This is a genomic window from Priestia megaterium NBRC 15308 = ATCC 14581 (genome assembly GCF_000832985.1).
GTDB classification, from domain to species: domain Bacteria; phylum Bacillota; class Bacilli; order Bacillales; family Bacillaceae_H; genus Priestia; species Priestia megaterium.
Genome location: NZ_CP009920.1, coordinates 994,022 through 1,016,828, shown reverse-complemented (window position 1 = coordinate 1,016,828; position 22,807 = coordinate 994,022). Strand labels below are relative to the sequence as shown.

Annotated in this window: 26 protein-coding genes; all 26 read left to right on the top strand. The window is 38.8% G+C overall.

The window, feature by feature from the left end; genetic code table 11:
- Window positions 1–19: 19 nt before the first annotated feature.
- On the top strand, window positions 20–799 hold the full coding sequence (gene codY, locus BG04_RS05765) for a GTP-sensing pleiotropic transcriptional regulator CodY (protein ID WP_013058882.1): 780 nt from the start codon (window positions 20–22) through the stop codon (window positions 797–799).
- Window positions 800–1,190: 391 nt separating this feature from the next.
- Complete coding sequence (flgB, locus tag BG04_RS05760; RefSeq protein WP_016765406.1) at window positions 1,191–1,580, top strand: flagellar basal body rod protein FlgB; 390 nt, start codon at window positions 1,191–1,193, stop codon at window positions 1,578–1,580.
- Window positions 1,581–1,582: 2 nt separating this feature from the next.
- Entirely contained in the window at window positions 1,583–2,032 is a 450-nt protein-coding gene (gene flgC, locus BG04_RS05755) for a flagellar basal body rod protein FlgC (RefSeq protein WP_014458431.1), read from the top strand.
- A gap of 12 nt (window positions 2,033–2,044) precedes the next feature.
- Complete coding sequence (gene fliE / locus BG04_RS05750; protein ID WP_016765405.1) at window positions 2,045–2,335, top strand: flagellar hook-basal body complex protein FliE; 291 nt, start codon at window positions 2,045–2,047, stop codon at window positions 2,333–2,335.
- Window positions 2,336–2,384: 49 nt separating this feature from the next.
- Window positions 2,385–3,977 (top strand): flagellar basal-body MS-ring/collar protein FliF, encoded by a 1,593-nt coding sequence (gene fliF, locus BG04_RS05745; protein WP_034649200.1) that lies wholly within the window; start codon window positions 2,385–2,387, stop codon window positions 3,975–3,977.
- Window positions 3,978–3,988: 11 nt separating this feature from the next.
- Window positions 3,989–5,008: a flagellar motor switch protein FliG gene (fliG, locus tag BG04_RS05740; RefSeq protein WP_025750326.1), complete on the top strand. Its 1,020-nt coding sequence runs from the start codon at window positions 3,989–3,991 to the stop codon at window positions 5,006–5,008.
- On the top strand, window positions 5,001–5,789 hold the full coding sequence (gene fliH / locus BG04_RS05735) for a flagellar assembly protein FliH (protein WP_034649202.1): 789 nt from the start codon (window positions 5,001–5,003) through the stop codon (window positions 5,787–5,789). The genes fliG and fliH overlap by 8 nt, the downstream gene beginning before the upstream one ends.
- The gene (fliI, locus tag BG04_RS05730) at window positions 5,764–7,077 is read left to right on the top strand and encodes a flagellar protein export ATPase FliI (RefSeq protein ID WP_034649203.1); all 1,314 of its coding nucleotides are present in this window, start codon (window positions 5,764–5,766) and stop codon (window positions 7,075–7,077) included. The genes fliH and fliI overlap by 26 nt, the downstream gene beginning before the upstream one ends.
- A 2-nt stretch (window positions 7,078–7,079) precedes the next feature.
- The gene (gene fliJ / locus BG04_RS05725) at window positions 7,080–7,523 is read left to right on the top strand and encodes a flagellar export protein FliJ (protein WP_013058874.1); all 444 of its coding nucleotides are present in this window, start codon (window positions 7,080–7,082) and stop codon (window positions 7,521–7,523) included.
- 9 nt (window positions 7,524–7,532) lie between these two features.
- Entirely contained in the window at window positions 7,533–8,150 is a 618-nt protein-coding gene (locus BG04_RS05720) for a MotE family protein (RefSeq protein WP_016765400.1), read from the top strand.
- Between the two features lie 17 nt (window positions 8,151–8,167).
- Window positions 8,168–10,804 (top strand): flagellar hook-length control protein FliK, encoded by a 2,637-nt coding sequence (locus BG04_RS05715; RefSeq protein WP_052490700.1) that lies wholly within the window; start codon window positions 8,168–8,170, stop codon window positions 10,802–10,804.
- Between the two features lie 9 nt (window positions 10,805–10,813).
- Window positions 10,814–11,242, top strand: a complete 429-nt coding sequence (flgD, locus tag BG04_RS05710) for a flagellar hook assembly protein FlgD (protein WP_034649204.1) — start codon at window positions 10,814–10,816, stop codon at window positions 11,240–11,242.
- 25 nt (window positions 11,243–11,267) lie between these two features.
- Window positions 11,268–12,059: a flagellar basal body rod protein FlgG gene (gene flgG / locus BG04_RS05705; protein WP_013084789.1), complete on the top strand. Its 792-nt coding sequence runs from the start codon at window positions 11,268–11,270 to the stop codon at window positions 12,057–12,059.
- Between the two features lie 35 nt (window positions 12,060–12,094).
- Window positions 12,095–12,304, top strand: a complete 210-nt coding sequence (locus BG04_RS05700; protein ID WP_013084788.1) for a flagellar FlbD family protein — start codon at window positions 12,095–12,097, stop codon at window positions 12,302–12,304.
- 3 nt (window positions 12,305–12,307) lie between these two features.
- Window positions 12,308–12,739 carry a flagellar basal body-associated protein FliL gene (gene fliL / locus BG04_RS05695; RefSeq protein ID WP_025750316.1) on the top strand — a complete coding sequence of 144 codons (432 nt, stop codon included), beginning with the start codon at window positions 12,308–12,310 and terminating at the stop codon, window positions 12,737–12,739.
- 20 nt (window positions 12,740–12,759) lie between these two features.
- Entirely contained in the window at window positions 12,760–13,761 is a 1,002-nt protein-coding gene (gene fliM / locus BG04_RS05690; RefSeq protein ID WP_034649206.1) for a flagellar motor switch protein FliM, read from the top strand.
- A complete protein-coding gene (gene fliY, locus BG04_RS05685) occupies window positions 13,751–14,881 on the top strand; it encodes a flagellar motor switch phosphatase FliY (protein ID WP_248291812.1) in 1,131 nt (376 codons plus the stop codon). The genes fliM and fliY overlap by 11 nt, the downstream gene beginning before the upstream one ends.
- Before the next feature lie 21 nt (window positions 14,882–14,902).
- On the top strand, window positions 14,903–15,265 hold the full coding sequence (locus BG04_RS05680; protein WP_016765392.1) for a response regulator: 363 nt from the start codon (window positions 14,903–14,905) through the stop codon (window positions 15,263–15,265).
- Window positions 15,266–15,328: 63 nt separating this feature from the next.
- Window positions 15,329–15,970 carry a flagellar biosynthetic protein FliO gene (locus BG04_RS05675; protein ID WP_016765391.1) on the top strand — a complete coding sequence of 214 codons (642 nt, stop codon included), beginning with the start codon at window positions 15,329–15,331 and terminating at the stop codon, window positions 15,968–15,970.
- Entirely contained in the window at window positions 15,963–16,631 is a 669-nt protein-coding gene (gene fliP / locus BG04_RS05670; protein WP_013084783.1) for a flagellar type III secretion system pore protein FliP, read from the top strand. The genes BG04_RS05675 and fliP overlap by 8 nt, the downstream gene beginning before the upstream one ends.
- Before the next feature lie 10 nt (window positions 16,632–16,641).
- Window positions 16,642–16,911, top strand: coding sequence for a flagellar biosynthesis protein FliQ (gene fliQ, locus BG04_RS05665; RefSeq protein ID WP_016765390.1), 270 nt, complete (start codon window positions 16,642–16,644; stop codon window positions 16,909–16,911).
- Between the two features lie 2 nt (window positions 16,912–16,913).
- On the top strand, window positions 16,914–17,690 hold the full coding sequence (fliR, locus tag BG04_RS05660) for a flagellar biosynthetic protein FliR (RefSeq protein ID WP_016765389.1): 777 nt from the start codon (window positions 16,914–16,916) through the stop codon (window positions 17,688–17,690).
- A 2-nt stretch (window positions 17,691–17,692) separates the two neighbouring features.
- Complete coding sequence (gene flhB / locus BG04_RS05655; protein ID WP_034649211.1) at window positions 17,693–18,775, top strand: flagellar biosynthesis protein FlhB; 1,083 nt, start codon at window positions 17,693–17,695, stop codon at window positions 18,773–18,775.
- Window positions 18,776–18,805: 30 nt separating this feature from the next.
- Window positions 18,806–20,842, top strand: coding sequence for a flagellar biosynthesis protein FlhA (flhA, locus tag BG04_RS05650; RefSeq protein ID WP_034649213.1), 2,037 nt, complete (start codon window positions 18,806–18,808; stop codon window positions 20,840–20,842).
- A complete protein-coding gene (locus tag BG04_RS05645) occupies window positions 20,842–21,939 on the top strand; it encodes a flagellar biosynthesis protein FlhF (protein WP_034649214.1) in 1,098 nt (365 codons plus the stop codon). The genes flhA and BG04_RS05645 overlap by 1 nt, the downstream gene beginning before the upstream one ends.
- The gene (locus BG04_RS05640) at window positions 21,932–22,801 is read left to right on the top strand and encodes a MinD/ParA family protein (RefSeq protein WP_034649216.1); all 870 of its coding nucleotides are present in this window, start codon (window positions 21,932–21,934) and stop codon (window positions 22,799–22,801) included. The genes BG04_RS05645 and BG04_RS05640 overlap by 8 nt, the downstream gene beginning before the upstream one ends.
- The last annotated feature ends 6 nt before the right edge of the window (window positions 22,802–22,807 follow it).

Sequence of the window (22,807 nt, the reverse complement as noted above, 5' to 3'; positions counted from 1 at the left end):
CGCAGGAGGAAGAGTACTAATGGATTTATTAGGGAAAACTAGAAAGATTAATGCAATGCTACAAAAAGCAGCTGGTAAACCAGTAAACTTTAAAGAAATGGCTGAAACACTTTGCGAAGTGATCGAATCAAACGTATTCGTAGTAAGCCGTCGCGGTAAATTATTAGGAATCGCTGTTAAACAGCAAATTGAGAATGCGCGCATGAAAGATATGTTAGAAGCACGCCAGTTCCCAGAAGAATATACTCAAAGCTTATTTAACATTCAAGAAACATCTTCTAACTTAAACATTGAAAGTCAATATACAGCTTTCCCAGTTGAAAATAAAGACTTATTTGATGCAGGACTAACAACAATCGTTCCAATTATCGGAGGCGGAGAGCGTCTAGGTACGCTTGTACTATCTCGTTTAGACCGTCAGTTCGAAGACGATGATTTAATCCTTGCTGAATACGGGGCAACGGTAGTAGGTATGGAAATTCTTCGTGAAAAAGCAGAAGAAATTGAAGAAGAAGCACGTAGCAAAGCTGTTGTACAAATGGCAATTAGCTCATTATCATACAGTGAGTTAGAAGCTATTGAGCACATCTTTGAAGAGTTAAATGGAAATGAAGGACTATTAGTAGCAAGTAAAATTGCTGACCGCGTTGGAATTACACGTTCAGTAATCGTAAATGCGCTACGTAAATTAGAAAGTGCTGGCGTTATCGAATCACGTTCTTTAGGAATGAAAGGAACTTACATTAAAGTTCTTAACAACAAATTCTTAGTAGAGCTTGAAAAATTAAAATCTAACTAAGTTTATGAACAAAAAGATTCGCTGTGGGTTAAGACGATTCGTTCACTATTTTTATAAAACTTTAACAAACTTCATATAAAAATCTAAAAATTATATTATAGAATCTTCAAATAGTAAAAAGATACTAGTTGATTACAAATCGTTACTTTTATTACATATTGTTCAGGACTTATGGTATATATTTTGATTTTAAATTAAAAAAATAGAGCTAAAGTATAGCATTGATGTTAAAATATGCTTGGAAAACGAATGAAAATTTTGGTTTATAGTCCAAAAGTTCTTAAAAAAGGATAGACATTGCATGAAGTTTTTCTTACAATAAGTTCTATGGTACTAAAGTCGAAATTTGTCTCATTTTGAGAAAAATAGAATAGATAAGCAGGTGTAAGAATTGAGTTTGTTTTCAACTACTTTTCAAACAATTGAAAATGGAATTAGCTACGCGTCACAAAAGCAGCAGACGATTGCACAAAATATCGCAAACGTTGATACTCCAAATTATAAATCGAAAACAGTAACGCGTACGAGTGAATTTCGAGATTTATTACATAACGAGTTAGAAGCATATCAGACTGATTCAAAACATATCCCATTTTCCAATTCATCCCAGAGGATGATTACCCAGCAAGGAAACACTTCTTATCAAGCAAACGGAAATAATGTGGATATGGATAAAGAGATGGCGGATATGGCTGAAAATCAAATTTACTATGAGGCGCTAGTAGATCGTTTAAATGGAAAATTTAATTCTCTTCAAACAGTCATTAGAGGAGGTAAATAAGTTTGACTATTTTTCAAAATATGAATATTACATCTTCAGCTTTAACTGCCAATCGTTTAAGGATGGACGTTGTTTCATCTAATATGGCGAATGCTGAAACGACAAGAGGGACGTACGTTAATGGTGAGTGGCAGCCTTATAAAAGAAAAATGGTTGTCATGCAGTCTGATCGTTCGCCTTCTTTTTCGTCCCTCTTACACTCCGAAATCAATAAAAGTCAAAACAATGGTGTAAAAGTCACAGATATCGTAGAAGATAATACTCCTTTTAATTTAGTATATAACCCGACGCATCCAGATGCGAATGACCAAGGGTACGTGCAGATGCCGAACGTAGATCCTTTAAAAGAAATGACGGATTTAATTAGTGCTACTCGATCTTATGAAGCAAACGTCACGGTCTTTAATACAAACAAAAGTATATTAACAAAGGCGTTAGAAATTGGGAAATAAAGGAGCGATAAAATGATTAATGGTATCAGCAATCAAATAGCAATAGCAAAAACAGCAGCTTCTACTAGCACTGGACAAACAACTCAACAGTTTTCAACGTTTTTAAAAGACTCAATCAATGAGTTAAACAATACTCAACGCGCTTCGGATATAGTGACTGAAAAGCTTGCTAAAGGAGAAAACGTCGAACTCCAAGATGTAATGATTACTGCTCAAAAAGCAAGTATTACGATGCAAACGGCTCTTGAAATACGCAATAAAGCTGTTGAAGCCTATCAGGAAATGATGAGAATGCAAATGTAATTGAGCGGTTATTAAAGAAAATGAAAATAGTAATAACCGGAGGAATACCATGAATGAAAGAATAGCTCTTTATCGAGATAAGATGAAAGTCTTTTGGAATAACCGCAAAAAAGGACAAAAAATAGCCCTTATCGCTGCTCCTCTTGCGGCTATTCTAGTCATTAGTTTAGCATCTGTTTTTTTAAACAAGGATAAATTTGTCCCTCTTTATAGCAATCTATCGGCTCAAGAAACAGGACAAATCAAAGCAGAGCTTGATGCTAGAAGCGTTCCTTCAGAAATCTCTGATAATGGAACAACCATTTCGGTGCCTGAACAAAGCGTTGACTCGCTAAAAGTTGATTTAGCTGCACAAGGAATTCCTGATAGCGGAAGTATCGACTATTCGTTTTTTGGGAAAAATGCGAGCTTTGGTATGACAGATAATGAATTTGATGTGTTAAAACTCGATGCGATGCAAACTGAATTGGCTAACTTAATGAAAAACATTCAAGGAGTCAACGATGCAAAAGTGATGATTACCCTTCCCAATGAAAGCGTCTGGGCGAATGAAAAGCAGGGAGAAGCATCAGCATCGATTGTGCTTAATACAAAGGCTGGTTATAAATTTGATGATCAGCAAATTAAATCTCTTTATCATTTAGTATCCAAAAGTGTGCCAAACCTTCCTACCGATAATATCGTCATCATGAACCAATATTTTGAGTACTTTGATTTAAAAGGTAACGAAACGAATTCAGCTTCTAGCTCATTTGCTTCGCAGAACGAAGCGAAAAAAGAAGTTGAGCGAGATATTCAGCGTCAAGTACAGCAAATGCTAGGAAGACTGGTCGGTCAAGACAAAGTAATGGTTTCTGTTACAGCAGATCTTGATTTTACACAGGAAAATCGCGAGGAAAAGCTAGTAGAGCCCGTTGATAAAGATAATATGCAAGGAATTGCCGTTAGCGCTGAAAAAATTAATGAAACATTTTCTGGTAAAAACGCTCAAGATGGAGGCGTTGCTGGAACAGGAGAAGAAGATACAACAAATTACTCATCTAGTACAACAAGTGGAGACGGAGACTACGAAAAAAACGAAGAACGAATTAATTATGAAGTGAATCGAATTCATAAAGAAATCGTCGAAAGTCCATACAAAATTCAAGACCTTGGCATTCAAGTAATGATAGATCCGTCCAATGCAAAAGGGAAATCACAAGTTTCCGATACGCTTGAGTCAGACGTTCAAAAAATGTTAGGTACAATTGTCCGTACTTCTATTTCAAAAGATGCAAATACGAAAGCCCTCTCGGATAACGCGGTCAGCGATAAGATTACCGTTTCCGTTCAGCCGTTTAATGGACAAGAAACAGCTGACAACACAGCAAGTTCGATTCCATTGTGGATGTATATAACCGGAGGAGCACTGCTGCTTATTATTGTTGTTCTTATTGTGCTGTTGGTTAGGAAAAGGCGTCAAGACTTAGATGAAGAGGAATATGATGAAGAGTACGATGAAACTTTTGAAGCATATGAAGCGGCACAAAAAGCTCCTGTTTTAAGTGCTGAACAGCAAACAAAAAGCAATCTTGAAACGTTAGCGAAGCAAGACCCGGAAGAGTTTGCAAAACTGCTGCGAACATGGATTAGTGAGGATTAGGAGGAAAGCTAATGGTAAAGGCTATGCAAAAAAATGAGTTAACTGGAAAGCAAAAAGCAGCAATTTTGTTGATTTCTCTCGGTCCGGATGTATCAGCTTCTATCTATAAACATCTCAGTGAAGATGAAATTGAGCAACTAACGCTTGAAATTTCTTCAGTGAGAAAAGTAGAGCCGTCTCTAAAAGAAGCTGTGCTTCATGAGTTTGAACAAATAACGCTTGCTCAAAACTACCTTGAAAAAGGAGGAGTAAGCTATGCGAAACAGGTGTTAGAAAAAGCACTTGGACCAGAGCAGGCTATGATGATTATCAATCGATTAACTTCTTCTTTGCAAGTTCGTCCGTTTGACTTTGCCAGAAAAGCTGATCCTATGCAGTTGTTAAATTTTATTCAGCATGAGCACCCTCAGACGATTGCCCTTATTTTATCTTACTTAGAGCCGCCGCAGGCAGGACAAATCTTATCATCACTGCCTCAGGAAAGGCAAGCGGATATTGCAAGACGGATTGCAACGATGGGAAGTACGTCTCCGGAAGTCATTAATGAAGTGGAGCAAATTTTAGAGAGAAAGCTTTCTGCTACTGTTACCCAAGACTATACCCAAACAGGTGGTTTAGAAGCAGTAGTTGAAGTATTAAATGGAGTAGACCGAGCGACTGAAAAAATTATTATTGATACGCTTGAAATTCAAGATCCGGCATTAGCAGAAGAAATCAAGCAGCGAATGTTTGTATTTGAGGATATCGTAACGCTCGATAACCGCTCTATTCAGCGTGTGATACGAGATGTAGAAAATGATGATTTATTGTTGAGCTTAAAAGTAGCAAGTGAAGAAGTAAAATCTATTATTTTTAAAAATATGTCTAGCCGTATGGTGGAAACGTTTAAAGAAGAAATGGAATTTATGGGTCCTGTGCGTTTGAAAGATGTAGAGGAAGCTCAGTCACGTATCGTTGCTGCAATTAGACGTTTAGAAGATGCTGGTGAAATTGTACTAGCTCGAGGTGGAGGAGACGATATTATTGTCTAATATCATTAAATCAACTTATACGAATAAACTTTCAGACGAAAATGCAAAGCACATTCAAGTCATTCCATTTGGCTTTCCGGTACAAGATGAGCCCACAGAAGAACATCTTCAGCAAGAAAATGCAAAGCACGTTATTGAACAAGCGCACAGTGAAGCTGAAATAATAAAGGCCGAGGCAGATGCTTACCGCAAACAAGCTCAAAACGAAGTTGAACGTTTGAAAAAGCAGTGGGAAGAAGAGAAGGTGCTGCTGTTTCAACAAGAACAACAGCGAGGCTATGAAGAAGGATACGAAGAAGGGCTGCTTCAAGGAAAACAAGAGTATGAGCATGTATTAGCCATGTCGCGAAACATTGTTGACGAAACAAAGAATCAGTACTACGAATACATAAATCAATCTGAAGAAGTCATCTTTGAATTAGGTTTCACCCTAGCTGAAGCGATTTTAAATGAGCGGCTTCAAAGAGATGAATCATTTTTATCACTTGTTGAAAGGTCTTTAAAAGAAGTTAGAGAACATAAAGAAATCCAGCTTTTTGTTTCTCCGAAAAAATATGCATATGTATGTGAACATAAACGAGAACTGTTCGATTTATTAAACGGAGAAACGGGGCTATTTATTTATGCAGATGAAAATCTTCAGGAAATGGATTGTGTCATCGATTCCTCTTATGGGCGTCTTGTTGCGTCTTTTGATAGTCAGTTAACGGAAATGAAGAAAAAATTAAAAGAACGTTTGTTAGAGGAGAGTAAACATGAAAGTCGCACAACTCATTCATGAAATCCCGCGCACATCTTCTTTTAAACGGTACGGGAAAGTCAGCCGAGTAGTAGGATTGATGATTGAATCTAAAGGACCTAGAACGTCAATAGGAGATGTTTGCTTTATTCATCTTAGTGAACGAGGAGATAAAATTCGTGCAGAAGTTGTTGGTTTTAACGGTGAGCACGTTGTTTTAATGCCTTATACGTCTGTTCGATATATCGGACCTGGCTGCCTAGTGGAAACGACAGAAAAACCTCTGCAGGTAAGCGTGGGGAAAGAGTTAATAGGTCAAGTGCTTGATTCACTAGGGAACCCTTTAGACGGGTCTGAACTTTCTCATTATTTGCCGTTTGTTTTAACCGACCAAGACCCCCCTAATCCCTTAGAGCGTCCGCCTATTGAACAGCCGATTGAAGTAGGGGTACGAACGATTGATAGTTTGCTAACAGTAGGTCAAGGGCAGCGCATAGGTATTTTTGCAGGAAGCGGTGTTGGGAAAAGTACGCTGCTCGGGATGATTGCACGCAATACAAAAGCAGATATCAATGTCATTGCCCTTGTAGGTGAGCGAGGAAGAGAAGTTAGAGAGTTTATTGAGCGAGATCTTGGAGAGGAAGGATTAAAGCGTTCCGTTGTAGTAGTTGCTACCTCGGATCAGCCTGCTCTCCTTCGAATGAAAGCAGCATATACAGCTACTTCTATTGCTGAATACTTTCGAGATGAGGGACTGAGCGTCATGATGATGATGGATTCTGTTACCCGTGTAGCAATGGCTCAGAGAGAAATTGGATTAGCCGTAGGTGAACCTCCGACTACCAAAGGTTATACACCATCTGTTTTTGCTAGCTTGCCAAGGCTGCTTGAACGTACAGGAACTAATCAACATGGATCTATTACTGCTTTTTACACTGTATTAGTAGACGGTGATGATATGAACGAACCCATTTCGGATACGGTGCGAGGCATTATAGACGGACATATTGTACTAGACCGGGAGCTGGCCAATAAAGGTCAATATCCGGCCATCAATGTCTTAAAAAGCGTTAGTCGGGTGATGAACCATATCGTAAGTGAACGGCATAGAGAAGCAGCTGAAAAACTGCGTTCATTAATGGCTACCTATGCTAATTCTGAAGACTTAATTAACATAGGTGCCTACAAAAGAGGATCTTCTGCTTACATTGATGAGGCCATCTACTATCATCCTGTCATTGATGCATTTTTAAAACAAAAAATGAACGAACATCCATCATTTGAAACAAGTGTAACAAAGCTCTGTGAACTGTTTGTGAAAGGTGAGTAAATATGGCATATGAATTTAGGTTATCTAAAATAATGGCAATCAAGTCAAATGAAAAAGATGAACTGCTATCTCAATATAATCAATCATTGCAGCAGTTTGAAACAGCGGGTGAAAAGCTTTATAAAAAGTTAAAAGAAAAAGAAACGCTCATTGAACAGCATACGGGCAAAATGAAGCAAGGGCTTTCTATTTTAGAAATTACGTCATTTCAGCAGTTTTTAACAAGTGCCGAACGAGTGATTGAGAGGCTGCAACAAGAGGTCATGTTTGCAAGACAGCAAATGAACTTAAAGAAACTGAAGCTAGAAGAAAAGAACATAGAAGTAAAGAAGTATGAAAAGTTAAAAAAGAGAGACTACGATTCTTATATAACCGCGGAAAAACAGTTAGAAGCGAAGCAAATGGATGAGCTGTCGCTACAGCAGTATATGCTGCATAGGAATTAGGTGGAAAACATGGCTAATCAAAAAGAGTTAAGAGAAGAGTACGAAGAAGAAAAGTCTTACAGTAAAAGCCAAGTGTTTTTATTTTTAATCTTTATTCCGGCAGTGTTCCTCATCTTGGCGGCTTATATTGTTCTGACGCTTTTAGGCGTTAATGTAAATGATAAAGTTTCAGGTATTACACACGCCATTCCGTTTGTATCAAGTGAACAGTCGCAAAAAAATGAAAATATTCAAGAAAGCAATGAAGAAATACAAAAGCAGGTTGATAGCCTTCAAAAGAAGTTGAGCACGAAAGAAAAGCAAATCGCAGCTTATGAGAAAACGATCACTACAAAAGATCGTCAAATGGATGAACTAAAAATTGAAATGCGCGATATGGAAGAAAAAGCCGATGATGAAGCGAAAAAACAAAAGAACAATCAGCTGGCAAAAAAAGATGTCATTGCTACCTATGAAAACATGTCTCCTAAAAATGCAGCACTTATCTTTGCCGAATTAAAAGAAGACAAAGCGGTCGCGATGCTTAAGCAGTTCAAAGCGAGTACAAGAACAGCAATCTTAGAAAAAATGGATCCAAAAGTAGCTGCACGCTATACGACATTGTTAACAGATCAGATTGAGGAATAAAAGCAGAGGTGAAAACAGTGGAAATTTCACTACGTCCAGCAGCTGCATCAAAGGTAAACTGCAATGAAAAAGCAGCTGTTATTCAGACTCAGGGTTTTTTTGAAGAAGTTGTTCAGCAGCTTAAGCAGCTAGATGCGCAGCCTTTAACGCGCGGGGAGAAATCATCCGATAAACAAACGGTAGATCAAGACGTCTTCAAGGCGGTCGGGTTAATGGCAATTCAGTTAAGCGAAGCAGAAGATGAAGAGGATGAACCATCTGTCTTGTACGAACATCTAGCCGAGATGATCAGTAGTATTCCAGGTAGTCTAGATTTGGAACAGCCGCTTCTAAAGCTGCAGCACGTGTTAACAGACATGCAGCATGCACCTGTTTCACCTGAAACAGACAGTCAAGAACAGTATTTAACTTCTATTTCTACTTTGCTGGAACTATGTAAAAATACGTCAGCTGTTTTTCAAACAGAGTTTGCTCAGCTGATGGAAGAACTACAAAAACCGCAGCTGCAGTCAGTGAAGCTTTCGGATCTGCAGCTTGAGGGTTTGCAGAAAACTGCTGCTGAAAAAATAGAGAAAATTCATAAACAACCACGTGTATTAACCGATACCTTACATGAAAAGCGCTCAGCTGATTTCTTCGCCGTTGTTCAAGCAGCCCCAAAAAGTTCTGTAAGAGATATGACCGCTTTTCATAAAGAGGAAAAAGTGCCGCTTTTGAATCAGCTTCCATGGAAAAAAGATGTGATTTTACGTAACGAAAGTATGGATAGGGATAGTTCAAAAAAGGATAGTGAAATTTCTTTCACTGCTAACACGGCCGAGGCGACCTTAGAAAATAATCCATCATCTTTTAAATCTAATGAAGTACCTAAGGTCCAAGAATTTTCTATTGATCTAAGGCAAGTAAAATCTGGTCATCAACAGTCTGACAACCTGTTAAATGAGCTGCAAAAAATATGGAGTAAAGCTTCGCTCAGTATTGAAGAGAGAACATCTAAGCTTTCTATTAAGTTATTGCCAAAGCAGCTAGGTACGATTTCAATTGAAGTGCTTCAGCAAGAAAATGAAACGGTTGCGCAAATGGTTGTATCCTCAGCGAAAACAAAAGAGCTGTTAGACGCCAGCCTTTTCAGTTTACGACAAGCTCTTGCGTCTCAGCATGTATCGGTTGATCAAGTGGATGTGGCCGCTGTTGGAGCGGCTCCAGAAAGTTCTATGACAGATATGAACGCTTTTGGTAAAGAAGAAAAAGGGTCGCAGTTTTCTATTGAGTTAAGGCAAGCAAAATCAGACCATCAGCAGTCTAGCGATTTGGTAAACGAGCTGCAAAAAATATGGAGTAAAGCATCGATCAGTATTGAAGAGAGAGCATCTAAGCTTTCTATTAAGTTATTGCCAAAGCAGCTAGGTACGATTTCAATTGAAGTGCTTCAGCAAAAAAATGAAACGACTGCGCAAGTGGTTGTATCCTCAGCGAAAACAAAAGAGCTGTTAGACGCCAGCCTTTTCAGATTACGACAAGCTCTCACGTCTCAGCATGTATCGGTTGATCAAGTCGATGTGGTTGCTGTTCAAGCAGCTCCAGAAAGTTCTGTAAAAGATATGACCGCTTTTGCTAAAGAAGAAAAAGTGCCGCAGTTTTCTATTGATTTAGGGAAAGTGAAATTAGACCATCAACAGTCTAGTGATCTAGTAAACGAGCTGCAAAAAATATGGAGTAAAGCTTCGCTCAGTGCTGAAGAGAGAAGATCCAAGCTTTTCGTTACGTTATTGCCAAAGCAGCTAGGTACGATTTCAATTGAAGTGCTTCAGCAAAAAAATGAAACGACTGCGCAAGTGGTTGTATCCTCAGTGAAAACAAAAGAGCTGTTAGATGCTAACCTTTTTAGATTACGACAAGCTCTCACGTCTCAGCATGTATCGGTTGATCAAGTTGGTGTGGACGCTGTTCATACAGCTTCAGAAAGTTCTGTGAGAAATATGACCGCTTTTCGTAAAGAAGAAAAAATACCGTTTTTCAATCAGCTTCCATGGAAAAAAGATGTGGTATTACACAGCGAAAGTATAGATACAAATAGCTCTTTAAAAAATAGCGAAAGTTCTGCAGTTACAAACACAACCGGAGCGACAGTAGAGAATCAGCCATCATCCTTTGGAAGTGGAGAAATGCCTAAGCTTCAGCAGTTCTCTATTTATCTAGGGCAAGCAAAATCTGACTATCAACAGTCTAGCAATTTGGTAAACGAGCTTGAAAAAATATGGAGTAAAGCTTCGATCAGTACTGAAGAGGGAACATCCAAGCTTTTCATTAAGTTATTTCCAAAACAGCTAGGTGCGATTTCAATTGAAATGCTTCAGAAAGACAGTGAAACGGTTGCGCGAATTGTCGTATCGTCAGCAAAAACAAAAGAGTTATTGGACGCCAACCTTTCAACTTTGCGGCACGGTCTCGCGTCTCAGCATGTATCAATTGATAAAATCGATGTGCTACTGTCAGAACAAGCGATGTCGTATAACAATGAAAACGACCAGCAAAAAGAAAGACAGGAAAAAGAAGCGTTTAAAAAAGAAGAAGATCAAGATTCACAACAATTGGAAGAATCGGATTCCTTTCTATCTTCTTTTGAAGCAGCGCTCATTAACTACAACGTATAGGTGATAACAATGACAAATGAAATTACGTCTGACTTGTATTTAAGCAATAGGGACACACCAGTGAAGCAAACGGGAAACAGCTCGCTTGGCAAAGATGACTTTTTGAAGCTTTTGATTGCGCAGCTTCAAAATCAAGATCCAATGAATCCAATGCAAGACAAAGACTTTATTGCTCAAATGGCTCAGTTTTCATCCCTTGAACAAATGACAAATATGAGCACATCGCTCAATACGTTTTTAACGCAGTCTCAGGCTTCTCCTATTTTAAAAGGAAGCGAATTAATTGGTAAAACCGCTGCATGGTTAGATGAAGAAGGAAATAAAAAGCAAGGAGTTATTTTAACAGCATCCGTCAAAAACAATGAGATATCGTTTACGATCAACGATGAAAATCATACGGTACTTTCGCTAAACGATATCTTAGAAGTAAGCAGTTAACTAACCAAATTTAAGGAGTGATTTTATGTTACGTTCGATGTATTCAGGAATCAGCGGCATGAAAAATTTTCAAACTAAATTAGATGTCCTAGGAAATAACATTGCCAACGTTAATACATACGGCTATAAAAAAGGACGTACAACGTTTCAAGATTTAGTAAGTCAGCAGGTAGCAGGAGCAACAGCACCGGGAGCTAACCGTGGAGGTGTTAATGCTAAACAAGTCGGATTAGGTTCGCAAATTGGCACAATTGATACAGTTCAAACGGCAGGAAGCATTCAGTCAACGGGGCGTCCGCTTGATTTAGCTATTTCTGGAGACGGTTATTTTGTAGTAAGAGATGGAGTCACAAATTATTATACAAGAGCGGGGAATTTTTATTTAGATAGCAGCGGTAATTTGGTAACGGGTGATGGACTGTACGTGCAAAAAACTGGAGGAGGGAATATAAATATTCCTTCAACAAGTAAGAGCTACAGTATAGGAGCAGATGGAAAGGTTAACATCATAGATGCTAACGGGAACATCTCCAGTAATCAAACTGTCGAACTTGCTAAATTTGCAAATAATGAAGGACTGCAAAAAGCAGGGGGGAATTTATTTGCTCAAAGCGTAAACTCAGGAGGTCCTTTAGTAGGAGCTCCAGGAGCCAACGGCACAGGAAGCTTCGTCTCAAGCGCCCTTGAAATGTCCAACGTTGATTTATCGGAAGAATTCACGGATATGATTGTTGCACAGCGCGGATTTCAAGCGAACACAAGAATTATTACAACATCCGATGAAATACTGCAAGAGCTAGTGAATCTAAAACGATAGGCGGGAGGAAGGAGTAGGTATTACTCCGGTTAATTATGATCACTTTAACAAGGCTAAACGGCAAAACATTTACGTTAAACGCACTCTACATCGAGCAGGTTGAAGCATTTCCTGATACGACCATTACGCTAACGAATAACAAAAAGCTAGTGGTAAAGGATTCAGTTGAAGAAGTGAATGAGAAAGTGACGGGCTATTATCAGCGAATTAACGTATTAGGGCTGCAGCAAACGACGGAGGAATAAAGTGTGTTTAAAAATAAGCTAATTAGTAAGATGATTATTATCATGCTTTCTCTTACTTTAATAGGAAGCATTGCTGTTATCGTGACGCTAAAGTATACAGAGCAGGCAAGTACTGAAAAAGGTCCATCTATCGACGATGTGATTAAAGCTTCTGTAGATGTAACGGATATTAAAACAAATCTAAAAAGCAATAACTACATCAGCATCTCTTTTAAAATTCAAATGGATAGTAAAAAAGCAGCGGCAGAGCTTCAAAAAAGAGATTTTCAAGTAAGAGACATTATTATCAAAAGGCTCTCAGATATGAGTGCTCAAGATTTTGAAGGAACGCAAGGGCTCAGCACGTTAGAAACAGATATTGCAAAGCAAATTGATCAATTAATGGAAAACGGACATGTTGTTAAAATTTATACAACGTCTAAAGTGTTGCAGTAAAGAAAAAGGGAGGGAAGCTAGTGGCTGGGGATGTATTATCACAAAATGAAATTGATGCCCTATTATCCGCGTTATCAACCGGAGAGATGGATGCGGATGAGCTAAAAAAAGAAAATAAAAAACAGCGTATTCGTACATATGATTTTAAACGCGCCCTGCGTTTTTCAAAAGATCAGATTCGCAGTTTGACGCGAATTCATGAAAATTATGCGCGCATGCTCATCAATGTCTTTTCGGCGCAGCTTCGTAACGTTGTACAAGTGTCCGTTGTATCAGTAGATCAAATTCCGTATGAGGAGTTCATTCGCTCTGTTCCGAAAGTAACCATCTTAAATGTGATAGCCGTCCCTCCTTTAGAAGGGCATATCATTATGGAAGTCAATCCGAACATTGCCTATGCGATGCTTGACCGCTTGCTCGGGGGACAAGGCGAGAGCGGTGGGAAAATTAGTAACTTAACGGAAATTGAAACGAGCTTGGTTCGAAACTTGTTAGAGAAAACGTTAGATAGTATGAGAGAAGCTTGGAGTTCTATTGCGGAAATTGAACCTGAAACATCAGAGTTTGAAGTGAACCCTCAGTTTTTGCAGGTAATTTCACCAAATGAAATTGTCATCGTCATTTCATTAAACGTACAAATTGGAGATGAAACGGGCATGATCAATCTATGTATTCCGCACGTGACGCTTGAGCCTATCGTGTCCAAACTGTCCGTTCATTACTGGATGCAATCTTCGAAAAAAGAACCTAATGTACAAGAGGTTGAGCAGCTAAAGGAACAAATCAATGGTGCGGAATTGCAGGTTGTAGCCGAGCTAGGAAAAGCGGATATTTCAATTGAAGATTTCCTAGCATTAGATGCAGGAGATGTTATTCGACTGCAAACAAGCGTTCATAATCCGTTAACTATTTACGTCGGAGAACAACCTAAATTTATTGCACAGCCTGGAAAAGTCAGGCGGAAAGTTGCTGTGCAAATTCTAGATGATGTTAAGAGGAGGAACGAAAGGAATGAACGATGACATGCTTTCGCAAGATGAAATTGATGCGTTGTTAAAAGGAACTTCTTCACTTGACGAGTTTTCAGAGCCGAATAAGTCAAGTCAAGTAGACGATTACTTTACGGAAATGGAAAAAGACGCGCTTGGCGAAATTGGAAATATTTCGTTTGGCAGTTCAGCAACAGCGCTATCGGCTTTATTGAATCAAAAAGTCGATATTACCACACCGTTTGTATCGCTCGTATATAAAGAAGAGCTGACGAATGAATTTCCAAATCCTCATGTCGCTGTGCAAGTTCAGTATACAGAAGGCTTTTCTGGTACGAATTTGTTAGTTATTAAACATGAAGATGCAGCTGTTATTTCAGATTTGATGCTTGGTGGAACGGGTGAGAATCCGACGGAAATCATGGATGAAATTAAGCTGAGTGCAGTGCAGGAAGCGATGAATCAAATGATGGGTTCTGCAGCGACGTCTATGTCCACGGTATTTCAAAAGAAAATTGATATCTCTCCGCCGAGTTTAGATATTTTAAATATTCAAAAAGGGGAAGGTACAGAGCTGATTCCCCAAGATGACGTCTTTGTAAAGGTCTCTTTTAATTTGAAGGTAGGCACATTAATCGATTCGAATATTATGCAGCTTTTATCTATACCGTTCGCAAAAAGTTTGGTCGAAGAGCTCTTAATTCCAAATTCAGAAGATACGGCAGCTTCTATTGAAAAAGAATCAGATCTTAACGGAAAGCAAACAGAACCGCCGGCAGCTGAAGACATACAGCATGAAGAAACACAGCAGGCAGAATCTGTTCATGTACCAGTTGATGTTCAGCCCGCATCGTTTTCAGAGTTCGAGCACATGTCTTCTCCTCAAGGGGATTCACGAAATTTAGACATGCTGCTTGATATCCCGCTTCAAGTTACCGTGGAGCTTGGAAGAACTAAGCGAACGGTTCAAGAGATTTTAGCATTATCTTCTGGTGCAATCATTGAACTTGATAAACTAGCAGGCGAACCAGTAGATATCTTAATTAATAGCAAATTAATAGCAAAAGGCGAAGTGGTCGTCATTGACGAGAATTTTGGCGTTCGCGTAACCGATATTATTAGTCAAAGAGACCGTATTAACAAACTAAAGTAATGATTTTTAGGAGGAGTAGAGATGGGAAACCGAATTTTAATTGTAGATGATGCTGCATTCATGCGCATGATGATCAAAGATATTTTAACGAAAAATGGATATGAAGTAGTAGCGGAAGCGGCAGATGGCCAGCAGGCTGTGGAGTTATTTAAAGAGCATGCACCAGATCTTGTCACAATGGATATTACAATGCCTGAAATGGATGGAATTACGGCCTTAAAAGAAATTAAAACCATAAAAGGTGATGCTAAGGTGATTATGTGTTCAGCCATGGGCCAGCAGGCAATGGTGATTGATGCTATTCAAGCAGGGGCAAAAGATTTTATCGTTAAGCCTTTTCAAGCAGATCGTGTATTAGAGGCAATTTCAAAAGCAATTGGATAAACAACAGATTGGCGGGGCTTTCCCGCTAATCTTACACTATATTGAAGTAAGAGGTGGCAGACATTGCTGCGAAAGTTCGTAATTGCTGCGCTGTTAATAAGCGTATTAGCAGGATCAAATCAAATCGTCTATGCAGAAAGTAGATCTGCATCCGTAAAAGAATGTTTGGAAAAAACGGAGAAGTGTTCAGAGAGTGAGAGTACTGATTCAAAAGAAAAAACTGAACTCCAGGGGACGCCTACGCTTTCAGCTGGAGATATCGTGAAGATGATATTCGCGTTTTTACTTGTAATTGGGCTGCTTTTTGCGCTCTTAAAATTTGTAAATAAAAAAGGAAGGCTGCTGCAAAAAAATAAAGTAGTACAAAACTTGGGTGGTACAAATGTTGGAAGCAGCAAATCTGTACAAGTAGTTAAAGTTGGAAATCAGCTTTTTATTATCGGAGTCGGTGAAAATGTGCAGCTTCTTTCAGAAATTACAGGGCAAGAGAAACAGCAGCTGCTCACGCAGTATGAGGAACAACAGAAAAACGAGAGCGAATATAAAGTCGTACTACCGTCTTTTTTAGAAAAATTGACTTCTAAAAAAGAAGAGAAATCTAGTCATTCTTTTCAGCAGCTTTTTCAGCGAGAAATGAATGAAATGAAAATAAAAAGGCAAAACGTACTGAAAGAGTTAGAAAGGAACAAAAAGAACGATGAATGAAGTGATGAATCTCTTTAACTCGAGCAGTCCTACAAATATTTCAACGTCTGTCCAGCTTTTGTTGCTGCTGACGGTGTTTTCGGTAGCTCCTGGAATTTTAATTATGATGACCTGCTTTACACGAATTGTCATTGTGCTGTCATTTGTACGTACATCGCTCGGGACACAGCAAATGCCTCCTAATCAAATATTAGTTGGTTTATCGCTGTTTTTAACGTTTTTTATTATGGCGCCAACTTTTTCTCAGGTAAATGAACAGGCGCTTCAGCCGCTTTTAAAAGAAAAAATCACGCTGAATCAAGCCTATGAAAAAGCAGCTGAACCGATGAAAGAATTTATGAGTGCCCATACAAGACAAAAAGATTTAGCTCTTTTTTTAGAATATGCGGATATAGATAAACCATCCTCTGTTCAAGATATTCCCTTAACCGCGCTCGTTCCGGCTTATGCAATCAGTGAGCTAAAGACAGCCTTTCAAATTGGATTTATGATTTTTATTCCTTTTCTTATTATCGATATGATTATAGCAAGCGTGCTGATGTCTATGGGAATGATGATGCTTCCTCCCGTTATGATTTCGCTCCCGTTTAAAATTTTACTATTTGTACTGGTTGACGGCTGGAATTTAGTTGTTAAATCATTATTAATAAGTTTTCAATAGGTGATAGACAATGAATGGAGAATTTGTCATTTCGTTAGCAGAAAAAGGCGTATATACGATCTTAATTGTATCTGGCCCTTTATTGCTGCTGGCCCTTGTAGTTGGGCTCATTATTAGTATTTTTCAAGCAACTACCCAAATTCAAGAGCAAACACTTGCTTTTGTTCCTAAGATTGTAGCGGTCTTAGTAGGGATTGTATTTTTTGGTCCGTGGATGTTATCAAAAATGATTTCATTTACATATGAAATTTTTTCAAATCTGTATCGGTACGTAGGATAGCTATGAGTCAGTTGATCTTATCCTATCCCGCGTTTTTACTAGTGCTAGTGCGCGTAACGTCTTTTTTTATTACGGTTCCGCTATTTTCATACAAAACGATTCCCGCAGTTCATAAAGTAGGTTTGTCTGCCTCACTATCCGTCATTATTGCGACAACAATTGATTTACCCGTCGTTTCATTAGATGCACAGTTTGTACTTTTAGTAGTAAAGGAATGTGCTGTTGGGTTGTTTATTGGTTTGACTGCGTATGTATTTATTATGGCTATTCAAATTGCCGGAGGTCTCATCGATTTTCAAGTTGGGTTTGCGATTGCCAACGTAATAGATCCGCAGACAGGGGCGCAAAGTCCGATACTAGGTCAATATTTATATGTATTTGCTCTCCTATTTTTATTATCGACCAATGGACATCATTTATTAATAGACGGCATCTATAATAGTTATTTAATTATTCCGTTAGACAAAGTAGCTTTCCCTGTGGGAAGCCAAGCATTTGCTACACACATCATAACTGTTTTTTCATCGATGTTTTTAGTAGCTGTTCAAATGTCTTTGCCTTTGGTAGGTTCATTATTTTTAGTCGATATCGCGCTTGGAATTGTCGCAAGAACCGTCCCGCAGTTAAATATTTTCGTAGTGGGGTTTCCGGTAAAAATTATTGTTGCCTTTATTTTGCTGATTGTCGTGATGGGGAGCATGTTTTATATGATGCAAATCATATTTGAACAAATGATAGAAGCGATGCGCGCGACGATCCGCATATTAGGAGGGGTGTAGCTTTGTTTTTAGTAAAAGTTGATTTGCAATTTTTCGCGGGAGAAAAAACGGAAAAAGCTACACCTAAAAAAAAGCAAGACTCTAGAAAAAAAGGACAGGTAGCTAAAAGTCAAGACGTTACAACTGCGCTCATCCTTTTAATGGTTTTTCTTTATTTTTTGTTTGGAGCCAAACAGTTTTTACAGCAAATGATGAAGTTGTTAAGAGAAGCTTTTCAAACGTATATGCTTGAGGAAGTGACGGCAGAGCGCGTATTTGCGATGTTTAAGCACCTTCTTCCTGCAATAGCCCTTGCAGCAGGTCCTGTTATGCTCGCAGCTTTTATTGCTGCGCTCGGAGCGAATTATATGCAGGTTGGTATTCTTTTTTCCACGGAGGCTCTTCAGCCTAAGTTAGAAAAGATTAACCCTATTAGCGGAGCCAAACGGATTTTTGCCATGAGAGCGCTGGTAGAACTAATCAAGTCAACGCTGAAAATTATGTGTATCGGAGCCGTCACGTTTTTTATCTTATGGATTCACATAGAAGATGTATTAAATTTATCTCAAAAAAGTATAGGGGACTCGCTGGTTGTTCTGTCTAAGCTTGTTTTTCAAATGGGACTTGCAGCCTCGCTTATGCTTTTATTTTTATCGCTGCTTGATTATTTTTACCAAAATTTTGATTTCGAGAAAAATATTCGAATGTCAAAGCAAGATATCAAAGATGAGCATAAAAACATTGAAGGCGATCCTCTAATCAAATCAAAAATAAAGCAAAAGCAGCGGGAAATGGCAATGTCTCGCATGATGCAAGAAGTTCCAAAAGCAGATGTCATCATTACAAACCCCACTCATTATGCCATTGCTTTAAAATATGATGAAGAAAAAATGGATGCTCCCTATGTTGTAGCCAGTGGCGTAGATTTTATTGCTCAAAAGATTAAAGGAATCGCCAAAAGCCATGAAATCATCATGGTAGAGAACCGCCCGCTGGCAAGAGCACTTTTTGACCAAACTAAAGTAGGAGATGCAGTACCCGAAGAATTTTTTAAAGCGGTGGCTGAAATATTAGCTTACGTATACCGCATTCAAAATAAAATGTAACGTTACGCTATTGTAAGGAGAGAAAAATTAATGTCTGCAAGAGAACTGCCAGTTGTTATAGGTGTTGTACTTATTATCGTTATGCTTGTTATTCCGTTGCCTTCATGGTTATTAAGTATTTTAATCATGATTAACATTTCTCTTGCACTGCTTGTACTGCTCGTTTCCATGAATATGAAAGAACCTTTAGAGCTATCGGTATTTCCGTCTTTGCTGCTGGTTCTTACGCTGTTTCGATTAGGTTTGAATGTATCGACAACACGTTCAATCTTAGGAACAGGAGAAGCAGGCGGAGTGGTGGAAACATTCGGCCACTTCGTTATTGGAGGCAATCCTTTGGTGGGCTTTGTTGTCTTCATTATTTTAATTATCATTCAGTTTCTCGTTATTACAAAAGGAGCGGAGCGTGTTTCTGAAGTAGCCGCCCGCTTTACCTTAGATGCGATGCCGGGTAAACAAATGAGTATTGATGCAGATTTAAATGCAGGTATGATTTCAGAAAAGCAAGCAATTGACCGCCGTGAAAAAATTCAGCGCGAAGCAGATTTTTATGGAGCAATGGATGGAGCCAGTAAATTCGTCAAAGGTGACGCCATTGCAGGGATTGTCATCACCCTGATTAATATCTTATTTGGGATTATTATCGGCATGCTGCAAATGGGAATGTCCATCACTGAAGCATCCCAAACCTTTACTTTGTTAACAGTAGGCGATGGGTTAGTGAGTCAAATTCCAGCCCTTATGATTTCAACAGCGACAGGTATTATCGTCACTAGAGCTGCTTCAACAGGTAATTTGAGCGAAGATATTACACAGCAGCTGTTTGCTTTTCCCGTTATGCTTTATGTCACTGGAGGAACGATTGCGGCTCTTGGTTTAATTACGCCAATTAATGATGTTATTACAATGCCTATTGCTATTTTGTTAGGAGTGGGAGGCTATTATTTGTCTCGGGCTAAGCATCAGGCGGTTCGTGAAGAAATGGCGCCTACTGAAGAAGAGCTTGAAGACAATGAAATGAAAAGTCCGGAGAGTGTTGTCAATCTATTAAGCGTTGATCCAATTGAATTTGAATTTGGGTATGCATTAATTCCGCTTGCTGATACGAATCAAGGAGGCGATCTGCTTGATCGAATTGTGATGATTAGGCGACAGCTGGCACTTGAGCTAGGATTGGTCATTCCGGTTGTTCGCATCAGAGACAACATTCAGCTTCAGCCCAATGAATACTGTCTTAAAATAAAGGGCAATGAAGTGGCAAAAGGGGAGCTGCTGCTCGATCACTATTTAGCAATCAGTCCGGGAGTGGATGATGATTTGATTGAAGGAATTGATACGTTAGAGCCAGCTTTTAAAATGCCTGCAAAATGGATTAGTGAGTCCGCGAAGGAGCAGGCTGAGATGTTCGGGTATACCGTTGTTGACCCGCCGTCGGTTGTGTCTACGCACATAACAGAAGTTATAAAATCGTATGCGCATGAGCTGATTGGAAGGCAGGAGACAAAGCAACTAATCGATCACACAAAAGAAACGTATCCTATTTTAATTGAGGAAGTAACGCCTAATCCGCTTTCTGTTGGAGACATTCAAAGGGTACTGGCAAAGCTTTTAAAAGAAAGCGTCTCAATTCGAAATTTACCCATTATTTTTGAGGTGCTGGCGGACTACGGCAAAATGACGTCAGACACCGATTTGTTAACTGAATATGTCCGGCAAGGACTCGCAAGACAAATTACCAGTCAATATACGGTCCAAGAAGGTCTGCTTCGAGTTCTTACCCTTTCAGGAAAAGTTGAAAAAATGATGGCGGAAGCTGTTCAACAAACGGAGCATGGGAATTATTTGTCACTAGACCCTAACGTTTCACAAGCTATCCTGGAAAGTATAGCCAAGCAAACAGAAACACTTTCTTTTCAAGAACAGTCTCCAATTGTGTTATGTTCTCCTGCGGTGAGGATGTACGTGCGTCAAATCACTGAGCGGTATTTTCCCCATATGGCGGTTTTATCATATAACGAGCTAGAAGCAAATGTTGAAGTTCAAAGTGTTGGAGTGGTGGATATCTGATGAAAGTAAAAAAATACGTAGTAGCATCCATGCCGCAAGCTATGAAAGCCATTCGTTCAGATTTAGGTGAGGAAGCGGTTATTTTACATTCAAAACAAATTCGAACAGGAGGGTTTCTTGGTCTATTTACTAAGGCAAAAATAGAAGTATTGGCAGCTGTCGATTCCGTAGAAAAGCTGAGCGTAAAGAAGAATTCATCGTCGCCAGAACCCAGTATGGAAGATAATCAATCTTTTATGAAGCAGCAGCTCAGTGAGTTAAATACTCTTGTCTCACAAATGAATCAAGTGCCAAAGGTTTCTTCAGGTTCATATCCAAAAGCAGTGGAGGATGTGTTTGCCTATTTGCGTTTGCAAGAAATAGACGAAGCTATTTTAAAAAGTATAGAGGCTCCTATGCTAGAGTACTACTACTTACATCGCCCTAACTCAAATCAACTTATGGAGTGGACGAAGAGCTGGTTTGGCAATCAGTTTAAAGCAAGTGAATGGAGCGGTCCTTTCAAAAAATATGTAAGTGTAGTAGGACCAACAGGTGTCGGTAAAACAACAACTCTTGCTAAATTGGCCGCAAAATGTGTCCTGGAACACAATCAAAAAATAGCATTTATTACAACTGACACGTATAGAATTTCAGCGATTGAGCAGCTCAAGACGTACGCTTCGATCTTGAATGCGCCTTTAACGATTTGTTATAACGGAGCAGATTTTAAAAAAGCTTTGCTAGAAGCGGAAGCATACGATGTGATTTTTATTGACACAGCAGGTCGGAACTTTTTAGAACAGCAATATGTAAATGATTTAAAGAAAATTATTACGTTTCAAGAAGATTTGCAAACGTTTCTTGTTTTAGCCCTAACGTCAAAAGTATCAGATATGAAAGCTGTATATGAACGTTTTGCTAGTCTGCCTGTTGATCACTTGATTTTTACGAAGCAAGATGAAACCACCCGTAAAGGCTCGCTTTTAAATATGTTATATCATTACGGCCAGCGAGTTGCTTTTACAACAAACGGGCAGGATGTACCAGAAGATGTTTCGGCATTTAAAATAAAAGAGTTTATTGACGATGTATTTGGAGATTGGAAAGATGAATGATCAAGCAGCAGTTTTAAGAGAAAAAGTGTTAAAGAAGCATCAAAACTCTTTAAGGAATTGTAAAACACTAGCCGTGTTAAGCGGAAAAGGAGGAGTTGGAAAGTCGAATCTATCATTAAACTTATCTCTTGCGCTAACGAAGCAAAAGCAAAGAGTTCTTCTTTTTGATATGGATATAGGGATGGGAAATATTGATATTTTGATTGGGCAAACTACTTCATATACGATGGTCGATTTGCTAGAAAAAAAGCTTTCCATCCAGCAAATTATTAAAAAAGGTCCTCAAAATTTAGCTTATGTGGCTGGTGGAACAGGAATTTCCTCTGTATTTGAATGGTCTCCATCAGATCTTGCTCATTTAATACAAGAATTGAATTCGTTAATAAATCAATATGATTATATGATTTTTGATATGGGAGCGGGCATGTCAGAGAGTGTACTTAAGTTTTTAAAAGCTGTAGATGAAATGATCGTGGTTACAACATCAGAACCTACATCTATAACAGATGCCTACGCTGCTATTAAGCTAGCAGCTTCCTATTCTGTATCAGCACCGGTTCGTCTTATTATTAACAAAACGCTTTCTGACAAAGAAGGAAATGAGACGTATGAACGATTTAGCCGAGCTGTTCAGCAGTTTTTGAACATATCTATTTCTCTATTAGGTATTGTACCAAACGATCAAGCTGTCCAGAAAGCGGTCAATCGCCAAATGCCTTTTTTGCTTCAAAATCCAGCATCTAAAGCGAGTATATCACTAATAGAAATGGTGAGTATTCTTATTCCTCAAGACAATAGGATAACGGCTAAAAACGAGGGAATGTTTATTCGGCGCCTCAAACGATTTTTTCTTGAAAGGTAGGAAATT

What these genes read in the sequence shown, in the direction of transcription:
- fliG (WP_025750326.1), top strand. Translation starts at nt 3,989, where the DNA reads ATGGTAAAGGCTATGCAAAAAAATGAGTTAACTGGAAAGCAAAAAGCA.
- fliR (WP_016765389.1), top strand. Translation starts at nt 16,914, where the DNA reads ATGAGTCAGTTGATCTTATCCTATCCCGCGTTTTTACTAGTGCTAGTG.
- fliI (WP_034649203.1), top strand. Translation starts at nt 5,764, where the DNA reads ATGAAAGTCGCACAACTCATTCATGAAATCCCGCGCACATCTTCTTTT.
- fliJ (WP_013058874.1), top strand. Translation starts at nt 7,080, where the DNA reads ATGGCATATGAATTTAGGTTATCTAAAATAATGGCAATCAAGTCAAAT.
- fliY (WP_248291812.1), top strand. Translation starts at nt 13,751, where the DNA reads ATGAACGATGACATGCTTTCGCAAGATGAAATTGATGCGTTGTTAAAA.
- BG04_RS05645 (WP_034649214.1), top strand. Translation starts at nt 20,842, where the DNA reads ATGAAAGTAAAAAAATACGTAGTAGCATCCATGCCGCAAGCTATGAAA.
- BG04_RS05640 (WP_034649216.1), top strand. Translation starts at nt 21,932, where the DNA reads ATGAATGATCAAGCAGCAGTTTTAAGAGAAAAAGTGTTAAAGAAGCAT.
- flgD (WP_034649204.1), top strand. Translation starts at nt 10,814, where the DNA reads ATGACAAATGAAATTACGTCTGACTTGTATTTAAGCAATAGGGACACA.
- fliP (WP_013084783.1), top strand. Translation starts at nt 15,963, where the DNA reads ATGAATGAAGTGATGAATCTCTTTAACTCGAGCAGTCCTACAAATATT.
- flhA (WP_034649213.1), top strand. Translation starts at nt 18,806, where the DNA reads ATGTCTGCAAGAGAACTGCCAGTTGTTATAGGTGTTGTACTTATTATC.
- BG04_RS05680 (WP_016765392.1), top strand. Translation starts at nt 14,903, where the DNA reads ATGGGAAACCGAATTTTAATTGTAGATGATGCTGCATTCATGCGCATG.
- fliF (WP_034649200.1), top strand. Translation starts at nt 2,385, where the DNA reads ATGAATGAAAGAATAGCTCTTTATCGAGATAAGATGAAAGTCTTTTGG.
- BG04_RS05720 (WP_016765400.1), top strand. Translation starts at nt 7,533, where the DNA reads ATGGCTAATCAAAAAGAGTTAAGAGAAGAGTACGAAGAAGAAAAGTCT.
- fliQ (WP_016765390.1), top strand. Translation starts at nt 16,642, where the DNA reads ATGAATGGAGAATTTGTCATTTCGTTAGCAGAAAAAGGCGTATATACG.
- BG04_RS05700 (WP_013084788.1), top strand. Translation starts at nt 12,095, where the DNA reads ATGATCACTTTAACAAGGCTAAACGGCAAAACATTTACGTTAAACGCA.
- flgG (WP_013084789.1), top strand. Translation starts at nt 11,268, where the DNA reads ATGTTACGTTCGATGTATTCAGGAATCAGCGGCATGAAAAATTTTCAA.
- codY (WP_013058882.1), top strand. Translation starts at nt 20, where the DNA reads ATGGATTTATTAGGGAAAACTAGAAAGATTAATGCAATGCTACAAAAA.
- fliE (WP_016765405.1), top strand. Translation starts at nt 2,045, where the DNA reads ATGATTAATGGTATCAGCAATCAAATAGCAATAGCAAAAACAGCAGCT.